The sequence below is a fragment of the Sphingomonas sp. URJC2 genome (assembly GCF_059803575.1).
On the sequence record NZ_JAPFGX010000047.1, the window covers coordinates 1 to 20,194 of the forward strand.

The 20,194-nt window shown below is 68.8% G+C and carries 21 protein-coding genes; 2 read left to right on the plus strand and 19 right to left on the minus strand.

From position 1 onward, the window contains the following. Positions 1-142 precede the first annotated feature (142 nt). From OPU66_RS13220 to lnt, 7 genes are all read right to left on the minus strand, one after another. Entirely contained in the window at positions 143-1,192 is a 1,050-nt protein-coding gene (locus OPU66_RS13220) for a protein-glutamate methylesterase/protein-glutamine glutaminase (protein WP_498554126.1), read from the minus strand. Further along, positions 1,189-2,871, minus strand: a complete 1,683-nt coding sequence (locus tag OPU66_RS13225) for a chemotaxis protein CheW (protein WP_498554127.1) — start codon at positions 2,869-2,871, stop codon at positions 1,189-1,191. The genes OPU66_RS13220 and OPU66_RS13225 overlap by 4 nt, the downstream gene beginning before the upstream one ends. A gap of 13 nt (positions 2,872-2,884) precedes the next feature. Further along, positions 2,885-4,798 carry a methyl-accepting chemotaxis protein gene (locus OPU66_RS13230; protein WP_498554128.1) on the minus strand — a complete coding sequence of 638 codons (1,914 nt, stop codon included), beginning with the start codon at positions 4,796-4,798 and terminating at the stop codon, positions 2,885-2,887. 443 nt (positions 4,799-5,241) lie between these two features. Continuing rightward, a complete protein-coding gene (trmB, locus tag OPU66_RS13235) occupies positions 5,242-5,922 on the minus strand; it encodes a tRNA (guanine(46)-N(7))-methyltransferase TrmB (protein ID WP_498554129.1) in 681 nt (226 codons plus the stop codon). 56 nt (positions 5,923-5,978) lie between these two features. Beyond that, positions 5,979-6,413, minus strand: a complete 435-nt coding sequence (locus tag OPU66_RS13240) for a hypothetical protein (RefSeq protein WP_498554130.1) — start codon at positions 6,411-6,413, stop codon at positions 5,979-5,981. Between the two features lie 120 nt (positions 6,414-6,533). Next, positions 6,534-7,733 carry a methionine adenosyltransferase gene (gene metK, locus OPU66_RS13245; protein ID WP_498554131.1) on the minus strand — a complete coding sequence of 400 codons (1,200 nt, stop codon included), beginning with the start codon at positions 7,731-7,733 and terminating at the stop codon, positions 6,534-6,536. A 68-nt stretch (positions 7,734-7,801) separates the two neighbouring features. Beyond that, positions 7,802-9,289: an apolipoprotein N-acyltransferase gene (gene lnt, locus OPU66_RS13250; protein WP_498554132.1), complete on the minus strand. Its 1,488-nt coding sequence runs from the start codon at positions 9,287-9,289 to the stop codon at positions 7,802-7,804. 128 nt (positions 9,290-9,417) lie between these two features. On the opposite strand from lnt, the gene OPU66_RS13255 reads away from it, so the two are divergent. Beyond that, positions 9,418-9,825 (plus strand): hypothetical protein, encoded by a 408-nt coding sequence (locus tag OPU66_RS13255; RefSeq protein ID WP_498554133.1) that lies wholly within the window; start codon positions 9,418-9,420, stop codon positions 9,823-9,825. Further along, entirely contained in the window at positions 9,822-10,238 is a 417-nt protein-coding gene (locus tag OPU66_RS13260; RefSeq protein WP_498554134.1) for a VOC family protein, read from the plus strand. Before OPU66_RS13255 ends, OPU66_RS13260 begins: the two co-directional genes overlap by 4 nt. A gap of 39 nt (positions 10,239-10,277) precedes the next feature. Here the strand turns inward: OPU66_RS13260 and OPU66_RS13265 are convergent, their stop codons facing one another. From OPU66_RS13265 to OPU66_RS13320, 12 genes are all read right to left on the minus strand, one after another. After that, positions 10,278-11,606: a PQQ-dependent sugar dehydrogenase gene (locus OPU66_RS13265; RefSeq protein ID WP_498554135.1), complete on the minus strand. Its 1,329-nt coding sequence runs from the start codon at positions 11,604-11,606 to the stop codon at positions 10,278-10,280. A 423-nt stretch (positions 11,607-12,029) separates the two neighbouring features. Beyond that, entirely contained in the window at positions 12,030-12,923 is an 894-nt protein-coding gene (locus OPU66_RS13270; RefSeq protein WP_498554136.1) for a hemolysin family protein, read from the minus strand. A 4-nt stretch (positions 12,924-12,927) separates the two neighbouring features. After that, the gene (ybeY, locus tag OPU66_RS13275) at positions 12,928-13,485 is read right to left on the minus strand and encodes an rRNA maturation RNase YbeY (protein ID WP_498554137.1); all 558 of its coding nucleotides are present in this window, start codon (positions 13,483-13,485) and stop codon (positions 12,928-12,930) included. Positions 13,486-13,489: 4 nt separating this feature from the next. Continuing rightward, the gene (locus OPU66_RS13280) at positions 13,490-14,485 is read right to left on the minus strand and encodes a PhoH family protein (protein WP_498554138.1); all 996 of its coding nucleotides are present in this window, start codon (positions 14,483-14,485) and stop codon (positions 13,490-13,492) included. Between the two features lie 15 nt (positions 14,486-14,500). Then, positions 14,501-15,817 carry a tRNA (N6-isopentenyl adenosine(37)-C2)-methylthiotransferase MiaB gene (gene miaB, locus OPU66_RS13285; RefSeq protein WP_498554139.1) on the minus strand — a complete coding sequence of 439 codons (1,317 nt, stop codon included), beginning with the start codon at positions 15,815-15,817 and terminating at the stop codon, positions 14,501-14,503. An 11-nt stretch (positions 15,818-15,828) separates the two neighbouring features. After that, entirely contained in the window at positions 15,829-16,578 is a 750-nt protein-coding gene (locus OPU66_RS13290) for a lysophospholipid acyltransferase family protein (RefSeq protein WP_498554140.1), read from the minus strand. 26 nt (positions 16,579-16,604) lie between these two features. Continuing rightward, the gene (locus OPU66_RS13295) at positions 16,605-17,030 is read right to left on the minus strand and encodes a Fur family transcriptional regulator (RefSeq protein ID WP_498554141.1); all 426 of its coding nucleotides are present in this window, start codon (positions 17,028-17,030) and stop codon (positions 16,605-16,607) included. Positions 17,031-17,131: 101 nt separating this feature from the next. After that, a complete protein-coding gene (locus tag OPU66_RS13300) occupies positions 17,132-17,545 on the minus strand; it encodes a Ros/MucR family transcriptional regulator (RefSeq protein WP_498554142.1) in 414 nt (137 codons plus the stop codon). 133 nt (positions 17,546-17,678) lie between these two features. Then, positions 17,679-18,155 (minus strand): GNAT family N-acetyltransferase, encoded by a 477-nt coding sequence (locus OPU66_RS13305; protein ID WP_498554143.1) that lies wholly within the window; start codon positions 18,153-18,155, stop codon positions 17,679-17,681. Further along, positions 18,152-18,793 carry a tRNA (adenosine(37)-N6)-threonylcarbamoyltransferase complex dimerization subunit type 1 TsaB gene (tsaB, locus tag OPU66_RS13310; RefSeq protein WP_498554144.1) on the minus strand — a complete coding sequence of 214 codons (642 nt, stop codon included), beginning with the start codon at positions 18,791-18,793 and terminating at the stop codon, positions 18,152-18,154. Before tsaB ends, OPU66_RS13305 begins: the two co-directional genes overlap by 4 nt. 7 nt (positions 18,794-18,800) lie before the next feature. Further along, the gene (locus OPU66_RS13315; protein ID WP_498554146.1) at positions 18,801-19,388 is read right to left on the minus strand and encodes a malonic semialdehyde reductase; all 588 of its coding nucleotides are present in this window, start codon (positions 19,386-19,388) and stop codon (positions 18,801-18,803) included. A 32-nt stretch (positions 19,389-19,420) separates the two neighbouring features. After that, positions 19,421-19,987, minus strand: a complete 567-nt coding sequence (locus OPU66_RS13320; protein ID WP_498554147.1) for a NifU family protein — start codon at positions 19,985-19,987, stop codon at positions 19,421-19,423. Positions 19,988-20,194 lie beyond the last annotated feature (207 nt).

The following is a 20,194-nucleotide window of genomic DNA, read 5'->3' on the forward strand; positions in this document are numbered from 1 at the left end:
GCGCGGGCCGCCAATGCCGGGGCGGCGCGCCTGTGCCGCGCGGCGGCGGGCGGCCGGATCGGCGGCGGCCAGCCGCGCCGGGCGGGGCGGCGCGGGATGGCGGGCGCGATCCGCCACCATGCGGGGCTGGAGCAGGGGCATGTCAGCCGCCGCTCGCCCAGCGGTTGATCTGGTCGGCGATCTTCTGCGCCGGCAGCACGACATCGGCGCCGTCGCGCGCGATCAGTTCGCGCGGCATGCCATGGACGACCGCGGTTTCCGCCGATTCGGCGATGGTGCGGCCGCCGCGCCGGCGAATCTCGGCAAAGCCGTCGGCCCCGTCATTGCCCATTCCGGTCAGCATCACCGCGACCAGCTGCTGCGCCGGGCGGTGCTGCAGGGCCGAGCGCGCCAGCACTTCGGCCGAGGGGTGCCAGGCAAAGGCCGGGTTTTCGGGTTTGGGAACGGCAAACAGCCGCCCGCCCCGGTCGGCGACGACCAGATCGGCCCCGCCCTTCGCCACATAGGCGGTGCCGGGTTCGAGCGCGACCGGTGCCGCCGCCTCGACCACGGCAATCTGGCAGACACGGTCCAGCCGTTCGGCGAACGAGCGGGTGAAGGCGGCAGGCATGTGCTGCGCGATCACCACCGGCCAGGGAAAATCGGCCGGCAGGTCCGGCAGGATCTCTTCAAGGGTCTTGGGGCCGCCAGTGGACACGCCGATCAGCACCAGCCCGTCGCGCAGCACCCGGCGCGGGGCGAGCGCGCGGACCGGTGTCGGGGCGGGCGCGCGCACCCGCACCGGCTCGCCATGGCGCAGCCGCGCCCCGGCGGCGGCGCGCACCTTGGCGACCAGTTCGCGGCGGATGTCGCCAAAGCTGCGCGAGATCGTGCCGCCGGGCTTGGCGATGTAATCGACTGCGCCCAGATGCAGCGCCTCCAGCGTGACGAGCGCGCCTTGTTCGGTGAGCGAGGAGACCATGACCACCGGGGTCGGCCGTTCGGTCATGATCAGCGACAGCGCCGTCAGCCCGTCCATCTGCGGCATGTTGATGTCGAGCGTGACGACATCGGGCTGGAGCGTGCGCACCTGCTCGACCGCCTCGGCACCGTTGCGCGCCTGCGCGATCTCGAACCCGCCCTCTTCGGCGAAGAGCTGGGCAAGCTGGGTGCGGACAAGCGCGGAATCATCGACGATCAGCAGGCGGATCATGCGGCGGCGTCCAGCATCCCGGCAAGCTCGGCGCGTTCGGCGGCGTCGATCAGGTGATGGGCGTCGATCAGTTGCAGCATCCGCCCGCGCGCGCCCATGTTGACGAGCCGGGGCAGCAGCCGGTCCTGCGCGGCCGACAGGGTCGGGGCCGGCTCGATCGCGCCAGGCTCGACGCTCAGCACCTCGCTGACATGGTCGACGACAAAGCCGGTGCGGACGCCGTCGATCTGGAACACGATGATCCGCTGCCGCTCCTGCGTGTCCAGCCGGTCCATGCCCAGCCGGGTGCGCAGGTCGAGCACCGGCAGCACCGATCCGCGCAGGTTGATCACGCCCTCGACCGCCGCGGGCGCGCGCGGCACGCGGAACATCTGGTCGGGCACGCGCAGGATCTCGCGCACATCGGCGATCGGCACGCCGAACTCCTGCCGGTCGAGCCGGAATACGATCAGCTGGCCCTGATCGCCCGCGCCGCCGCGTTCGTCGCTGCGGTCTTCCGCATGCCCGGCCACATCCGTCGCGCCGTCCCCGCCGCGCACGTCTCCGGCGGTTTCGTCCGCGCCCAGCCGGCCCGCCGCCTCGATGGCGGGGTGGACGAACAGCGCGCGGCTGTCGATCACCGACACCAGCCGCCGCCCGTCCTCCAGCCGGCAGACCTGCGCGATCTCGCCCCGGCCTGCCGTGAGCAGCGGCGGCAGCTGTTCGATCACCGCGCGCGGCACGCCCAGCACCTCGGTCACGGTATCGACGACAAGGCCGACCGACTCCTCGCCCATCTTGAGCACGACGATGCGGCTTTTCTCGTCGAGCGGCCGCGCGTCGAGGCCGAGCAGGCGGCGCAGATCGACCAGCGGCAGCAGGCGGTTGCGCAGCGTCATCAGGCCAAGCACATGGCCGTCGGCACCGGGCACCGGCATGATCCGGTCGGGCGAATGCACGATCTCGCGCACATCGGCGATGGCGATGCCATATTCCTGCCCGTCGAGCCGGAAGCTCACCAGCCGGGTCTCGTCGCCGCCCTCGGCCGCGACCACAGGCGCGCGGTCATCGCCCGCCACGCTGCCAGACGCCTGGCCGCGCCCGCCGCCGGCCTGCGCCTCGGCCAGAGCCTCCGCCGCCAGCCGGGCAAAATCGATGATCAGCGTGATGCCGCGCCCGTCATCGTCGCGGATCATGCCGGCCAGAAAGCGGCTGTCGACCGCCGACTGGGCGGTGCCGGCCGGCTCGATCTGCGCTTCAGCGATGCTGGCGACGCTCGACACCCGGTCGACGACAAAGCCGATCGGCTGGCCAAGCTGGACGACCATCGCCCGGCTCGCCTCGTCGCGCGCGCGTTCGGGCAGGCCGAGCAGCCGGCGCAGCGACACGATCGGCAGCACGTCGCCGCGCAGATTGGCGATGCCGTCCAGTGCCGGCGGGGCCAGCGGCACGCGCACGACATCGGGCAGGCGGATGATTTCCCGCACCACCGCCATCTCGGCGGCAAAGGGCCGCCCGTCGATGGCGAAGGTCACGAACTGGCGCGTCGCGGTCCCGCGTTCGGCGGCGGTGCCGGAGGCGGTGGCGGTGCCGGTGGCGGTGGTGGTGCCGCCCTGCGTGTCCGGGCCGGTTGCCGGCGCGGCGGGCCGGGGCGCGCGCGGGCCGCGGCGTCCGCCCCGGGTCGATGCATTCTGGGCCATTGCGGCCTCCCGTTCAGGCGGCGCTCTGCAACTCGTCGGCGAGAGCGGCGATGTCCTCGATGGCGGTGGCGAGTTCGCGGGCGCCCTGATCCTGCTGCTGGGCGGCACTGGCGGCTTCGCTCGCCGATTTGTCGGCCTCCTGCGCGGCGGCGGCGATCTGTTCGACCGCCGTCTTGACCTGCGCGATGGCGGCCGCGATCTCGACCGAGGCGCTCATGATGTCGCCGGCCCCGCGTTCCATTTCGGCGATTTCGCCCTCGATGCGGATCAGGTTCGCCGTGCAGCTTTCGGCCTTGGCGACCTCCGCCAGCGCGGCGGCGACGATCTCGTTCAGATCCTGGCCGACCAGTGCGATCTGATCCTGCACCGCGCGCACCATATCCTTGATGCGGTCGGCATTTTCGGCCGAATCATGGGCAAGGTTGCGGATGTCGGTGGCGACGACGACAAAGCCCTTGCCATATTCCCCGGCCCGCGCCGCCTCGACCGCGCCATTGACGGCCAGCATGCTGGTCTGGATCGACACGGTCGAGATCGCATCGACGATCTTGTCGATCCGCCGCGACACCAGATCCAGATCCTTGACCTGCTGGATGCTCGCCCGCGACGCCGCTGCCGAGTTGTTGATGCCGGCGACCATCGCATCGACGGCCAGCTTGTTGCGCGCCAGCAGCTCGCGGATCTGCACGACCTTCTGGCTGCTCTGGTCGGCCCGTTCGCGCGCCAGATCGACACCGCGCTCGATCTGCGAGGCGGCGGCCGCCGATTCCTCGGTCGCGGCCGACTGGACCTCGGCACCTTTGCGGATCTGTTCGATCGCCGCCATGATCTGGGTGCCCGACTTGCTGATTTCGTGCACCGCCGAGGACAGCTGTTCGGATGCCGCCGCGACTTCCTCCGCGCTCTTGGCGACGTCGGACGAGTTTTTCAGATCATCGGCCAGGTCCGACATCGCCTGTGCCGATTGTTCGCATTCCGACAGCGCCATCGACTGTTCGGCGACGGTCTTGGCCGATTCCTCGGCGGCGGCCGATTGCTGTTCGGCGGCGGAGGCGATTTCCTGCATGCCCTTCAGCGCCTGCTGGGTGGCGACGTTGGACTGGGTGGCACCGACGGCGATTTCCTGAATGCCGGTCACGATCGCGGCGATATCGGTGCGGATCTGGGCCAGCTGCTCGGTGATCGTGACCGCCTTGGCGACCTCCTCGTCGATTGCGGTGGCCGACTGGTTGATGCCGGCAGCAATCTCGCGCACATCGGCCTGGATCTTGCCGATCAGCTCCTGAATCTGGCCGGCGCTGCGCTCCGACGTTTCGGCCAGCGTGCGCACCTCGTCGGCGACGACGGCAAAGCCCTTGCCATGCTGGCCGGCATGGGCGGCCTCGATCGCGGCATTGAGGGCGAGCAGATTGGTCTGGTCGGCAATGCGGCCGACCGCCTTCACGATATCGTCGATATTGGCCGCCTGCTTTTCCAGTTCGGCGACCATCTCCACCGATGCGGCCTGGCGGTGCGCGGCGGTGGTGACATTGCCGATCAGAGCGGCGATTTCTTCGCTGGTGCGTGCGATGACAAGCTGCGACGCCTCGCCCTTTTCCCGGCTGGTGTCGGCATTCTGCATCTGGCGGGTGATCGCGCCGGCAACCTGCTGGAATGCAGCCAGCGACATCTGGGCGGCGCTCGACGCCTGTTCGGCCCCGACGGCGATCTCGTCCGACGCGCGCTTCAGCTCTTCGGCGGCGGCGGCGGCTTCGTTGATGCCCGCGGTCAGCTCGGTGCTGGCGGCGGCGATGCGCTCTGCCACCTGCTGCTGCTTGGCGAGCGTGCGTGCCCGCTTGCGGCGCAGTTCGGCCTCGCGCGCCGAACCGGCGGCTGCGGGGCGCGCCGCGACGCTGTCCGTCCGGCCGTTATTCTTAACCAGAGCCATGCTGTCCTCTCGCTTCGGCAACCATGATCCTATCCTGCAGGTATAGGAGAAGGGCTGTGCGATGCGAGAAAACCGCCATTATTTTGACAGTTAAGGTGGCGTTATTCACCACATAAGTTATTGAACATGATTAACGGGTGCGGGTGTTATCTTCCGTATTTCGCTGATATGTATAGATTTAATGACAGGCATAAGTGATTTTACGGGGCGGTGTGGGGCGATCTCGTTGACGCCGCCATCGGCGGTCCGTTCGCCCGGAAGTTCGCACGCGACAGGCGGTCGACGGATGCGCGCGTGTCGATCCGCATCCATGTGCGCGTCAGCGGCAGCTGTGCCGGGAATGCGGGGCGGCTTCAGGCCGGGCGTTTCACCCCGCCCGACGATGCTCTGCAGCGGTTTCCGATCCGACTGTATCGGACCGGCCGACCCGGCTGGAAAATGCTTTAGACGCGCAGATAGCGGAAATACCAGACTTCATGGCCCTTGGTGCGGGCCTTGGCCTCGTAGCGCGTCTGTGGCCAGTCGTCGGGCCGGGTCAGGAAATCCTGCGCGGTCGCTGCCTGCCAGACGAAATCGCGGCGCGCGTTCATGATCATCATCGACCAGCGGCAATAGGTCGGATCGTCGGTGCCGAGCCGGAACTCGCCGCCGGGCCGCAGCTTGGCCGCGATCAGGTCGAGCGGGCCGTGATTGACCATCCGCCTTTTGGCATGGCGCGCCTTGGGCCAGGGATCGGGGTGGAGCAGATAGAGCCGCTCAAGGCTGTGGTCCGGCAGCCGTTCGAGCACGCCCAGCGCATCGCCCATGTGCAGCCGCACATTGGCCAGTTCCTCATCTTCGATCTTGGCGAGCGCGCCGACGACGCCGTTCAGGAACGGCTCGCAGCCGATAAAGCCATGGCCGGGCCGCATCGCCGCCTGCGCCGCCAGATGCTCGCCCGCGCCAAAGCCGATTTCGAACTCGAGCGGCCGGGGCGCGCCGAACAGGCGCACCGCGTCGAGCGGGCCTTCGTCCGGCACGGCGACCCGGGGCAGCGTCTCTTCGACAAGGATCGCCTGGCCGGCGCGCAGCTTGTGGCCCTTGGCCCGGCCATAGAGGCGGCGGATGGAAAGCGGATCGGTCATCGCGGCGACGCCTATGGGCAGTCGCGTGGCCGATCAAGGGCGGATGGCGGCGGCGATCAGCGCGGGCGATAGGCCTGGCCGTCATGGCGCAGGATGACGGGCGCATCGCCGCCGGTCACGCGCAGGTCGCGCCACCCGCCGGACGCCACGCGGCCGATCACGCGCAATTGCCCGTCGCCCCGCGCGAGCAGCTGCCAGCCGCCGTTATCGGCGCGGGCGAGCACCGCATAGAGCCAGCCGCTCTTGGGCGCGCAGAGCGCCGTGCGTTCGGTGACAATGGCTTCGGGCCGGCCATCGCCATTCAGGTCGATGGCGCGGACCGTGGCGCTGACCGGGGCGGGATCGTCGGCGCACATCACCCAGGTCGCGCCGCGCCGGACGGCACCGGCGGCTTTCAGGATCTCGATACGCTCAGCCGGGCTGAAGCCGGTTACGGGCGGGCGCGGGCTGGCCGCAAGCGCGGCAAGGACGATCAGGGAAATAACGGCCATGACCGACCCTAGCAGAAGCCGGGCCGGGGCACAGCAGGGCGGCATCGCGCCCTTTATCGGCAGGCCTGTTATCAGCAGGCGTGCCCCGCCGGTGCGATGGCGCACCGGCGGGGCCGCGGATCAGGCCAGTGCGGCCTTGAGCTTGTCGACCAGATCGGTCCGCTCCCACGGGAAGAAATCCCCCTCGGGCGTGCGGCCGAAATGGCCATAGGCGGCGCTCGGGCCGTAGATCGGCTTGTTCAGGCCCAGATGGGTGCGGATGCCCTTGGGGGTCAGCCGCACCAGCGTCGGCAGCACCGCTTCGATACGGGCTTCATCGACAGTGCCGGTGCCATGGGTGTCGACATAAAGCGACAGCGGCTCGGACACGCCGATGGCGTAGGACAGCTGGATCGTGCAGCGCCGCGCCAGGCCTGCCGCGACGATGTTCTTCGCCAGATAGCGCGACACATAGGCCGCCGAACGGTCGACCTTGGTCGGGTCCTTGCCCGAAAACGCGCCGCCGCCATGCGGGGCCGCACCGCCATAGGTGTCGACGATGATCTTGCGGCCGGTCAGCCCGGCATCGCCGTCCGGCCCGCCGATTTCAAAGCTGCCGGTCGGGTTGATGTGGAACACCGTCTCGTTGGTGACAAAGCCCTGCGGCAGCACTTCGGCGACGACCTTCTTCACATAGGCGTGCAGCTCGGCTTCCTTTTCGCCCTGATCGTAACCCGGCTTGTGCTGGGTCGACACGACGATGGCGGTCGCCGCGACCGGGCGGCCATTTTCGAAGCGCAAAGTGACCTGGCTCTTGGCGTCCGGCTCGAGGAACGGGGCGGTACCGGCATGGCGGTCGGCGGCCAGCCGGGCGAGGATCTTGTGGCTATAGTCGAGCGTCGCCGGCATCAGATCGGGGGTTTCGTCGCAGGCGAAGCCGAACATGATGCCCTGGTCGCCGGCACCTTCGTCCTTGTCGGCGCTGGCATCGACGCCCTGGGCGATATGCGCCGACTGGCCGTGCAGATGATTGTGGAACGCGAGCGTCTGCCAGTGGAAGCCGTCCTGCTCATAGCCGATGCGCTTCACCGTTTCGCGCACCGCGCGCTCGATCTCTTCCTGAGCACCCGGTGCCCAGGCGCCGTTTTCATAGACGCCGCGGCAGCGGATCTCGCCGGCCAGCACGACCCGCTGGGTGGTGGTCAGCGTTTCGCAGGCGATGCGGGCTTCCGGGTCCTTGGACAGGAACAGATCGACGATCGCATCGGAAATCTGGTCGGCGACCTTGTCGGGATGGCCTTCGGACACCGATTCGGACGTGAAGAGATAGGTGGAGCGCATGACGGATCCTGGCTAGGGGCGCGGCGGTGAGGCCGCATATAAAGACATGTTTATGTCTTGCATCGCCCTTAGCGGGCGCGACGTGCGCTGACAATCGCCAATCCGCCAAGCGCGAGCGCCACCATCAGCGAAAGAAGGTTACCAAGCCGTGCAAAGGCGGTCGGCGGCAGCGGCCGGGGCAGATGGCCGTCAATCGCCCCCATCGCCCGGTGCGGCAGCCGGGCGATCACCTCGCCCGACGGGCCGATCAGCGCCGAAATCCCGGTCGGCGTCGCGCGGATGACCGGTAGCCCTTCCTCGGCGGCACGCAGCCGCGCCTGCGCCAGATGCTGGGGCGGGCCCCAGCGCCCGAACCAGGCGTCGTTGGACGGATTGAACAGGAAATCGGGCCGCGCCGCCCGCGACGCGACCGCGCCGGGAAAGATGATTTCATAGCAGATCTGGAACCCCGCCCGGCCAAAGCCCGGCAGGTCGAGCGAGGCAGGGCCGGGGCCGGGCCAGAAATCCAGATCCCCCGGCACCAGCCGCGACAGGCCGAGCGGTTCGAGCAGCCCGCGCATCGGCAGATATTCGCCATAAGGCACCAGATGCGCCTTGTCGTAACGGCCCCGGATGCGCGCGTCCGCGCCCAGCACGAACACGCTGTTGCGCCCGCCGACCGCGCGACCATCCGCGCCATATTCCAGCGCGACCCCGCCGGTCAGCAGCAGGTCGCGCGGCCCCAGCCGCCGCGCCAGCCAGTCGCGCAGGCCCTGATCCTCGGCCAGATAATAGCCATTGTCGATCGCCGCTTCCGGCCAGAAAATCAGCCGGGGCGCGGGACCGGGGGTGCCGGTCAGCCGCGCCAGCGTGCGGAAATGGTCGATCTGCGCGGCTTCGTCATGCTTGGCGGCCTGATCGATATTGGGCTGGATGATCCGCACCGCCGGGCCGCGCACAACCGGTGCCGGGGGCAGCGGCAGCAGGGCGAGCGCGGCGAGCACAAGTACGGGCAGGGCGGGCAGCAGCCGCACGGACCGCCCGCGTGCTTTACCGAACGCCGCACCGCCGAACGCCGCCGCCGCCACCGTGATCCCGCCCAGACCATGGGTGCCGATCCAGGGCAGGGCCGCGTGCAGCCCCGGCGTGTCGGCCCAGATCGCGGCAACCGGGTTCCACGCAAAGCCGGTGAACAGATGCGCGCGCAGCCATTCGGTCGCGATCCAGCCCGCGCCGAGCGCCAGCCCCAAGGCAACCGGATGCCGCCGCGCCGGCCAGGCGGCGAGTGCTGCCAGCCCCGGAAACACCGCCAGATAGACCGACAGCAGCGCCACCGCCGGATAGCCGAACCAGTGCGGCATCGCATCCTGATAGGTAAAGGCATGGGCGATCCAGTTCAGCCCCAGCGTGAACTGGCCCATGCCGAACGCCCAGCCGCGCGCCCAGGCGCTGCGCGCACCGGGGGCGGTCACGACCAGCAGCGCGAACAGCCCGAAGCCGATCAGCGCCGCCGGCCACCAGCCAAGCGGGGCAAAGCCGGTCGCCGACACCGCACCGGCGGCAATCGCAATCGGCAATATGGCGCGGGGGAACAATGCGGTGCGGGGGGCAAAAATGGCAGAGCCGGCGGCGGGGGAAGGGGAGCTGCGCACGGCCGCCGCATATCGCCCTTGCCTGTGACGATTGCAACGCGGCATCAGGGGGCATGATCCAGTTGCTGCTGCCGCTTCTCGTTCAGGCGTCCACCCCCGTCCCGCCTGCCGTCATTCCGCCCGCCCGGGCCGCGCAGGCGCGCTGCCTCGCGGTGCTGGCCATCGTCGCCAATGCGCAGCGCAGCGGGGTCGCCGCCGCGCAGGACCTGCCCTCGCTCGAGGAGGATGGTGCGCGCTTTGCCGAGGTGATCGGCGAAGCGATCACCCGCGAAAGCGGCCTGTCGCGCGAACAGGTCGGCGCGCTGCTGGCGCGCGAGGTGGAAGCGGTGGTGCGGCTCACCCCGCTGCCGATTGCCGAGGCGCGCACCTGTCTGGTGATGGCGCAGGTGGTGGCACCGCCGCCCGCCGATACCGGCCCCGCAACCGGCCCTTTGGCCGGTCGCCCCGGGGGCGCGCTGTGATCCGCCCGTTCCACCTTGCCTTCCCCGTCCATGATCTGGCGGCAGCGCGCGGTTTTTACGGCGGCGTGCTGGGCTGCCGTGAGGGGCGGAGCGCCGATCACTGGATCGATTTCGACCTTTATGGCCATCAGATCGTCGCGCATCTGAGCGACGCCGCGTGCGCGGTGGAGGCGACCAACCCGGTCGATGGCCATGATGTGCCGGTGCCGCATTTCGGCGTCGTGCTGACCATGGACCAGTGGCAGCAGCTGGCCGAGCGGGTGGCGGCGGCGGGGATCGCGTTCGGCATCGCCCCGCATATCCGCTTCAAGGGGCAGCCTGGCGAACAGGCGACGATGTTCTTCCGCGATCCCAGCGGCAATGCGCTGGAGTTCAAGGCCTTTGCCGACGACGCGATGCTGTTTGCGACCTGACGGGCCGGTGCGGCGTGACCCGCACCGGCATGCGCGCTGTCAGCGGCTCACCCGCCAGATGCGGTTGCCGACATCGTCGGCGACGAGCAGTGCGCCCTTGCCATCGACGATCACCCCGGCGGGGCGACCGCGTGCTTTGCCGTCCTTGGTCAGGAACCCGGTCAGCAGGTCGACCGGCTTGCGATCCTTGACCGGCCAGCCATCGGCCCCGAACGGCACGAACACGACCTTGTAGCCCGAGGCAGGCTTGCGGTTCCACGAGCCGTGCAGGCCGACAAACGCCCCGTTTTCATAATCCGGGCCAAGATCGGCGCTGGTTGCAAAGGCGATGCCGAGCGGGGCGACGTGCGGGCCGAGCGCATAATCGGGGCGCTTGGTATATTCGAGCAGGTCGGGCCGTTCGGGCCGGACGCGCTTGTCGACATAGCCGCCCCAATAGCTCCACGGCCAGCCATAGAAAGCCCCGAACTCGACCTTGGTCATATAGTCGGGCGGGCCGTCGCCGCCGATCATGTCGCGTTCGTTGACGGTGGTCCACAGTCCGCCCTTGACCGGTTCCCAGGCCAGGCCATTGGGGTTGCGCAGGCCGCTTGCATAGATGCGCTGGCTGCGCGTCGCCGGATCGACCTCGAGGATCGCGGCGCGCCGTTCCTCCAGCTCCAGCCCGCGTTCGCCGATATTGCTGGCCGAGCCGACGGTGACATAGAGCCGCTTGCCCGCCGGATCGGCGATCACGTTGCGCGCCCAGTGATTATAGCCGCCGGGCAGGTCGATGACCTTTTCCGGCCGCGCGGTGATCCGCGTGTCGCCGGTGCGATAGGGCAGGACGACCAGCGCATCGGTGTTGGCGACGTAAAGCCGGTCGCCGACCAGCGCCATGCCGAAGGGGGAGTTCAGCCCCTCCACCAGCACCGAACGGGTTTCGGCGCGGCCATCGCCATCGGCGTCGCGCAGCAGGGTGATGCGGTTGGCCGATGTGCCGCCCGCGCCGGCACGCGCGAACAGCAGCCCCATGATGCGGTCGACCAGCCCCGTCTGCGCGCGCGGCGGCGAGTTGGTTTCGGCGACCAGCACATCGCCATTGGGCAGCAGCGTCATCCAGCGCGGATGATCGAGCCCGGTCGCAAACGCCGTGACCTTCAGCCCCGGCGCGGCCTTGGGCGTCTGATTGCCCCAGTCGGTCGGCGTGGCGATGTTGACCACCGGCACCAGCTCGGTCGCGGGCGGCTGGATGCGCGGCCTGACGCCGGCAAGATCGGCCTCGGCCAGCCGGGCATTGTCGCGCCCCGTATAGAGGATGAGACCGATGACCAGCGCGGCAAGCACCGCGACGGCGAAAATGAGCGGGCGTCGGATCCGGGCGAACATGGCGGTGGTCTAGAGCGATTCCGGGCGCAGTGGAACCACCCGATGCACACCCCTGACCGCCGGGATTCGGCCAGATCAGCAACACAGGATGATCATCCGGGTTGGCGCGCCGCAGCGCGACTCGGGCTATGAAAAAGGTGCCGCCGGCCAGGGGTGTGAGGGGGCCGGCGGCACCGTCCGGATGCAGTTTGCACCCGGCGACCCGAAGGACGTTGACCGCCTTCGTGAGCGCGCCCCTGCCACCATCCGCCGTGGCAGGGAAATCACTTTCGTTAACTTTTCCGACGCAAAAACTTCATCAGCTTTGCCGCGCCCTGCAAAGCTTTGCAGGGCTGCGACAGGGTGGCTGGTGGCAAAGTTGCGACCGGCAGAGCGGCAGAGCGGCAGAATCCTAGGGCGGCAGGCGGCGGTTTCCCGGCGCGCTCAGCCGCTTTCGGCCGGCGCGTGCAGGCGCACCCGCGTGACATGGCGCTGATCGCCGGCCACCACCTCGATCCGCCAGCCGCTGGCATGTTCGACGATCTCGCCCGGCTGCGGCACATGGCCGGCAAGCACGAAGGTCAGCCCGCCCAGCGTGTCGACATCCTCCTCGACCTCGGCAAGGCGGGGGTCGAGCTCGGCCGCGACGTCCTCCAGCTCGGCGCGCGCATCGGCGTCCCACACGCCGTCGCCCAGCGCGATCAGCGCGGCGACGGGGGCCTCGTCATGCTCGTCCTCGATATCGCCGACGATTTCCTCGACCAGATCCTCGATCGTCACCAGCCCTTCGGTGCCCGAATATTCGTCGACCACGATCGCCAGATGGGTGCGCGTCGCACGCATTTCGGCCAGCAGGTCGAGCACGCCCATCGAGGTCGGCACATAGCGCGGCTCGCGGATCAGCCCGGCAATGCCGTCGGGGCGCGGACCGCCGGTCGCAAGGATCGCGAACACGTCCTTCACATGCACCATGCCGACCACGGTATCGAGGCTGCCGCGATAGACGGGCAGGCGGCTGTGCCCGGCCTCGGCAAAGGCGGCGACCACGGCGTCGAACGATGCCGCTTCGTCGATGGCGATGATGTCGGCGCGCGGCACCGCGACGTCGCGGACATTGCGTTCGCCGAAATGCAGCAGGTTGCGCACCATCTGGCGCTCGATCTGGCTGAGGTCGCCGGCCTCGGCCGGTTCGCCCTCATGTTCCTCGATCGCTTCCTCGATCTGGTCGCGCAGCGTCGGTTCGCTGTCCGCGCCGAAGAGCATGTCGCGCAGGCCCTTCCACAAGCGGCCACCACCGGTCTCGCCGGCGTGGCCGTTCCTACTGGAATCCTCAGGCATCTGGTTACGGTTCGTCCCTGTGATAGGGCGCGTGCAGGCCGAGCGCCGCCATGGCCTCGCCCTCCAGCGCTTCCATGGCGTCGGCCTGGGCCGCGTCCTGATGGTCATAGCCTAGCAGATGCAGCAGGCCGTGAACAATCAGATGGCTGGCATGGGCGGACAGGCTGACGCCCTTGTCGGCGGCCTCGGCCGCGCACACGCCATGCGCCAGGATGATGTCGCCCAGCAGCACCTCGCCATCATCGGTATTGGCATCGGTATTGGCATCGCTGCTCGCGATCGCGGCGATCAGATCGGGCGGCAGCATGGGGAAGGACAGCACATTGGTCGGCTTGTCCTTGTGGCGATAGCTGAGGTTCAGCTCATGCACCTCGGCATCGCCGGCCAGCCTGACCGACACCTCGACCATCGTCGCGCCGTCCGCCAGCCCGGCATCGGGCGTCACCGCCAGCGCCGCGCGCACCGCGCGTTCGGCAAGCGCCTCCCACGCCGATTCGGTGTTGGCCTCGGCGTCCCCGGCCGCGAGCCAGTCCGGCTCGACCTGCACTGCCACATCGATCATCGGTTCAGGCGCCCTCGCCCTCATAGGCCTCGACGATCCGCCCGACGAGCGGGTGGCGCACGACATCGGCGGCACCGAACCGGATCATCGAAATCCCCCGCACCCCGTCCAGCCGCGCGACCGCATCGGGCAGGCCCGATTTGCCGATATCGGGCAGATCGACCTGCCGCGGATCGCCGCACACGACCATGCGGCTGTTCTCGCCGAACCGGGTGAGGAACATCTTCATCTGCATCGGCGTGGTGTTCTGCGCCTCGTCAAGGATGATGAACGCGTTGGACAGAGTGCGGCCGCGCATGAACGCGATGGGCGCGATCTCGATCTCGCCGCTCGCGATCCGCCGTTCGACCTGTTCGGTTGGCAGCATGTCGTAAAGCGCGTCATAAAGCGGGCGCAGATAGGGATCGACCTTTTCGCGCATGTCGCCGGGCAGGAAGCCGAGCCGTTCGCCGGCCTCGACCGCCGGGCGCGACAGGATCAGCCGGTCGACCGATCCGGCGATCAGCTGCTGCACCGCCTGGGCGACGGCAACATAGGTTTTGCCGGTGCCCGCCGGGCCGAGCGCGAAGATGATGTCGTCGCTCGCCAGCGCCTCCATATAACGGATCTGGGTGGTCGAACGCGGGACGATCGTTTTCTTGCGGGTGCGGATCATCACCTGCGGCGGCTGGCTGACATCGGCGCGGATGATGCCGTCGAGCGTCGGTTCGGCCGACATGGCGATCACCGCATCGAGCGTGCCGGCGTCGATTTCCTCGCCGCGCAGGATGCGGTTGTAGAGCCCGGTCAGCACGTCGCGCGCGCGGGCGATCGCCTCCGCCTCGCCCTCGAGCTGGAGCTTGTTGCCGCGCGCGGCGATGTAGACGCCGAGCCGGTTTTCGATGGCGACGAGATTCTGGTCATAATGGCCGAACAGCTGGCCAAGAAGCTGGGGCCGGTCGAACACGACTTCGATGCGGCTGCGATCGCCCGGGCGGGCGGGGGCGGGCTTACGCGACATGCCTCTCCTGTGCGGTCAAGCGGCCTCTTTCTGCGCGACAACGCCCGACAGGCTGTTCGGCCCCGCCGCGCTGATCCGCACGTCGACAAGGTCGCCGATTGCGCCCTGTTCGACAACCACCGATTGCAGCCAGGGCGATTTGCCGATCAGCTGCCCCGGATGGCGGCCGGCGCGTTCCAGCAGCACCGTCGTGTCGCGGCCGACGCTCGCCAGGTTGAACGCATGCTGCTGCTGGCCGATCAGCGCCTGCAACCGCTTCAGCCGTTCATCCATCACCTGCGCGTCGACCTGCCCGTCCATCGTCGCCGCCGGCGTGCCCGGGCGCGGCGAATATTTGAACGAGAATGCCTGCGAATGGACAATGCGTTCGATGATCTTCAGCGTCGCGTCGAAATCGGCATCGGTCTCGCCGGGGAAGCCGACAATGTAATCGCCCGAAATCGCAATGTCGGGGCGCGCGGCGCGCACCCGGTCGATCAGCCGCAAATAGCTGTCGGCATCATGGCTGCGGTTCATCGCCTTCAGGATGCGGTCGCTGCCCGACTGCACCGGCAGGTGCAGGAACGGCATCAGCTTGTCGATGTCGCGGTGCGCGGCGATCAGCCCGTCATGCATGTCGTTGGGATGGCTGGTCGTGTAGCGGATGCGCGCCAGCCCCGGCAGGGCGGCCATCGCCTCGATCAGATCGTGCAGATAGCGCCCGTCATGCGCCCAGGCGTTGACGTTCTGGCCGAGCAGCGTGATCTCGCGCGCGCCGGCATCGACCAGTGCACGCGCCTCGTCCATGATCTGGCCCCAGGGGCGCGACACTTCGGCGCCGCGCGTATAGGGCACGACGCAATAGGTGCAGAATTTGTCGCAGCCTTCCTGCACGGTCAGGAAGGCGCTGGGCGCGGCGCGGCGGGCGCGGCCGGGCAGCGCGCCGAACTTCGATTCGGCGGGCATGTCGGTATCGACCGCATGGCCGCCGGCAAGGGCGGTGTCGATCAGGCCGGGCAGGCGGTGATAGGCCTGCGGGCCGACGACGATGTCCACGTCGCGCGTGCGGCGGCGAATCTCCTCGCCCTCGGCCTGGGCAACGCAGCCGGCGACCGCGACCAGCGGGCGGCTGCCATCCTCGCGGCGCAGGCGGCCGACCTCGGAATAGACTTTTTCCGACGCCTTTTCACGGATGTGGCAGGTGTTGAGGACGACCAGATCGGCATCCGCGCCCTCGGCCGCCGGCGTCAGGCCGCGCGCCGCCAGCATTTCGGCCATGCGCTCGCCGTCATAGACGTTCATCTGGCAGCCAAAGGATTTGACGCGGTAGGTGGACGGGGTGGGCCTGGTCATGATCGGCCGCCCTATACAGGCGGGAGGGCATGGGCGGAAGCCGCCAGGATTCGCCGCCGCGCCTCGGTCGCCACCGCCTTGCGGTCGCCCAGCTGGGCCGGATCGAACGGATCGAGGCACGACAGGCGCACGGTGAAGCGCCCCGGCCGGGTCAACACCCGCCAGGCATTGGCCGGGGCCGGTTCGTCGCCCACCCAGGCCAGATGCCGCGCCGCGCCATAATCGAGAAACAGCGGCTGGACGCGGATCGCACGCGGCGGCGGCGCGACGACTTCGAGCAGCGCCGGCTTGAACGGCAGCAGCGTTACCCCGTCGCTGGTCGTGCCTTCGGGAAAGATCGCAATCGCCTGATGCCGGGCGAGCGCCGCGCGCACCGCGCCGACTTGCCCATGCACGCCCAGCCGGTTGCCGCGGTCGACGAACACCGTGTTGTTGAGCGCGGCGAGCCAGCCGATCAGCGGCCAGGACCGAAGCCCGTCCATCGCCACAAACGCGGTGCCGGTCGCCCCGGCGATGATCGGGATGTCCAGCCAGCTCAGATGGTTGGCGACGAACAGCACATCGCGGTCGAGCGGCCGGCCATCGCGTTTGACGTGCACGCCGCAGATCGCCGCCACCGCCGCCAGAAACCGGCGCGGCCAGGCCGAGCGCCGCCTGAGCGCACGGCTTACGCCATGGGCGGCGACGCAGAGGGCGCAGACCAGCACCAGCAGCGCGAGCCGTACGACCGCGCGGATGGTGCCGGCCGGATCAGCGCGCATGTGCCGGGCGCGTGTGCCGGCGCGGATCAGCTTTTGGGGCGGGTGATCGAAACGCCATAAAGCTCCATCCGGTGGTCGACGAGCCGGTAGCCGAGCTTCTCGGCGATCTGGCGCTGGAGCAGTTCCAGCTCGGGATCGACAAACTCGATCACTTCGCCGGATTCGACGTCGATCAGATGGTCGTGATGCGCGTCGGGCGCCGCTTCATAACGGGCGCGGCCATCGCCGAAATCATGCCGCTCCAGAATGCCGGCTTCCTCGAACAGCCGGACGGTGCGGTAGACGGTGGCGATCGAAATGCCCGGATCGATCGCGGCGGCGCGGGCATGGACCTTTTCGACATCGGGATGATCGTCCGCCTCCGACAGCACGCGCGCGATGACGCGCCGCTGGTCGGTGATGCGAAGTCCTTTCTCGGCGCACAGCGCTTCAACATCAATCTTGCGAGGCATGGCCGCCATCTAACGCGATTCGCCGCCGCCCGCCAGCCGCCATATCCCCGCCCGGCAACGGCGCTGCGCGCACGGTTCGCGCAGGGAACCGACCCCGGAACTCAGCGTTTGCGCGGGCGCTTGCCCAGCCCGATCTGCTTGGCGAGCGAGCGGCGCTGATCGGCGTAATTGGGCGCGACCATCGGGTAATCGGCGGGCAGGTTCCATTTGGCCCGATAGTCGTCGGGCGTCATGCCGTAATGGGTCATCAGATGGCGCTTGAGCATCTTGAGCTTCTTGCCGTCTTCAAGGCAGATCAGATAGTCGGGCTTTACCGACGCACGGATCGACACCGGCGGTTCCGGCTTCGGTTCTTCGGCAGGAGACGGACGTGCAAGGGCCGACAGCGCGCCATGCACTTGCGTGATCAGATTTGCCACTTCGCCGACGGAAAGGACATTGTTGCTGACATGTGCCGCAACGATGTCGGCGGTCAGCGCGATCAAGTCATTCGGCGTGGTGGCGTGATCAGACATAATGGCGTGATGTCCCCGAAACGATGATTATGTTTTCCCCTGCGCGCGCAAGCTGGTGGGGCCGCGCGAACATTTCAAGCGGAAATCGATCCGCCCGTGCCGTGCTGATGGAATGTTCTTGGTAAACCGCCGATCAGCCAATCCGCAGCCGGAAGGTCAGCGCGTCGAAGCTTTCGCCGTCGCGGCCGCGATAATATTGCCGCCGCCGCCCGACCTGGACGAAACCGGCCTCGCGGTAGAGCCAGGCCGCGCCATTGCCGTCACGCACCTCAAGGTGCAGCGCGCGTGCGCCCTGGGCGCGGGCCAGTTCGATGACATGCGCCAGCAGTGCGCGGCCGATGCCGCGCCGCTGGTCGCCCGCGCGCACCGCGATCAGCAGCAGCTCGGTCTCGTCGGCGATGGTGCGCAGCATCGCAAAGCCGGTCGGCCGCGCGCCGTCGCGCGCGACGAGCAGATGGCTGCCGGGCATGCCCAGGATCCCGGCGCATTGCGCCTCGGTCCAGGCTTCGCCGAAGCGCGGGTCGAAGGCATCGGTCATCGCGACCATGACGTCGCGCAGATCGCCTGCGCTGCCGGGCGAAATCGCCGCGCCGGTGGTCAGCCCGGTCACGCAGCGGGCGGCCGCGCATCGGGCGCGCGGCCATAGACGGGGGCAGGGGGCAGGTTGGCGAGCGGACCGGACATGGCGACCGCCCAGCGCGCATCGGTGGCAAGCGGATGGACAGCCCCGGGCGCGCCCGCCGCCGCCAGCGCCGCCGCACCCGATCCGATCAGCGGCCGGGTGCCACAGGCCAGCGCCGCTTGCGCCGGCGGCAGCGAGGCGAGATCGGTGATCGGTTCCATGCACGGCCCCGCGAACGACTGGACGAAATATTCGCCATGTCCGCCGATGATTGCAACCGCCACCTCGTCGAACAGGCCGAGTTCGGCGTGCGCCCGCGCGGCAAGCAGCGCAAGCGAGGAATAGCCCCTGACCGGCACGCCCCAGGCAAGGCCGAGCGCGCGCGCCGCCGCCAGCCCGACGCGGATGCCGGTAAAGCTGCCCGGGCCGCAATCGACCGCGATCAGATCGGCGCGGCCGCGTTCGGGCAGGGCGGCGATCATCGGCACCAGCCGTTCGGCATGGCCGCGCCCGACCGCTTCATGCTGATGGCCGATCAGCCGGTCGCCCTCGAACAGCGCGACCGAGCAGCTGTCGGTCGCGGTTTCGATCGCCAGACGCCGGCCGGCCCGCGCTCCGTCCGCCATCGCCCGGTCAGGCGATGGTGTTGAAACGGGCGAAATCCGGCCGCGGCAGGCGCGGGAAGATGCTCGCCGGATCGCCATGCCCGAGCGTCGAGATGAAGTTCGACCGGATCGCGGTGCCGGCAAAGAATGCCGCGTCGACCGCCTGATTGTCGAACCCCGACATCGGCCCGGTGTCCAGCCCGACCGCGCGCGCGGCGAGGATGAAATAGCCGCCCTGCAGCGACGAATTGCGGAACGCCGCCGTCTCGCGCGCCACCGGATCGGCGAACCAGTCCTTCGCGCCCGGATTGTGCGGGAAAAGTTCGGGCACGGTTTCCGGGAAATCGAGATCCATGCCGATGATCGCGGTCACCGGCGCGCTCAGGATCTTCGGCTGGTTCTGCGCGCTCGCACAGGCGGCAAGCTTCTGCTTGGCGGCGTCGCTGGTGCACCAGATGATCCGGGCGGGCAGGATGTTGGCCGAGGTCGGCCCCATCTTCATCAGCTCCCAGATGCGCTCGAGCTGGGCCTGCGGCACCGGCGTGTCGAGATAGCCATTATAGCTGCGCGCGCTGAAAAACAGCTGGTCGAGCGCGTCCTGCGGCAGTTCGCCCATCACTTCCGTCCCCCCATGTCCTGATCCGCGCCTCAGACCGCCTGCACGGCGGTCACTTCGGGCACATAATGTTTGAGCAGGCTTTCAATGCCGTGCTTGAGCGTGGCGCTCGACGACGGGCAGCCCGAACAGGCGCCCTGCATCTTCAGGAACACCGTGCCCTTGTTGAAACCGCGATAGACGATGTCGCCGCCGTCATTGGCGACCGCCGGGCGGACGCGGGTTTCGATCAGCTCGCGGATCTGGGCGACGATATCGGCATCGGCGGGATCGTCGGCGACTTCGTCCAGGATCTCGATCCCGGCCGCCGAGCCGCTGGCGAACAGCGGCATGTTGCCGGCGAAATGATCGAGCAGCACGCCCAGCACATTCGGCTTCAGATCGGCCCAGGCGACGCCCGGTGCCGCGGTGACCGAGACGAAGTCGTAGCCGAAAAACACCCCCTCCACATCGCCGAGCGCGAACAGCGCGGCGGCGAGCGGCGAGGCCTCGGCCTCTTCCGGGGTGGCGAAATCGCGGGTGCCCATGCCCATCACCTCGCGGCCGGGCAGGAATTTGAGCGTCGCGGGGTTGGGGGTCGATTCGGTCTCGATCAGCATGGCTGCGATGTGGGGGCGATCCGGGTGCGGATCAAGCCGCGCGGATGTGCGGATCGGTCGCGGGATGGGGTGTTTGCTCGAGGTGCGGCACCGGGAGTTGTTTGTCGGGAAGAATGGCACCGGGTGTTTTTGATTGGGAAGAACGGCACCGGCCCGCACCCCCACCCGGCCTCCCAACGGCAGGATACGCTATGGGAGGCCGGGTGG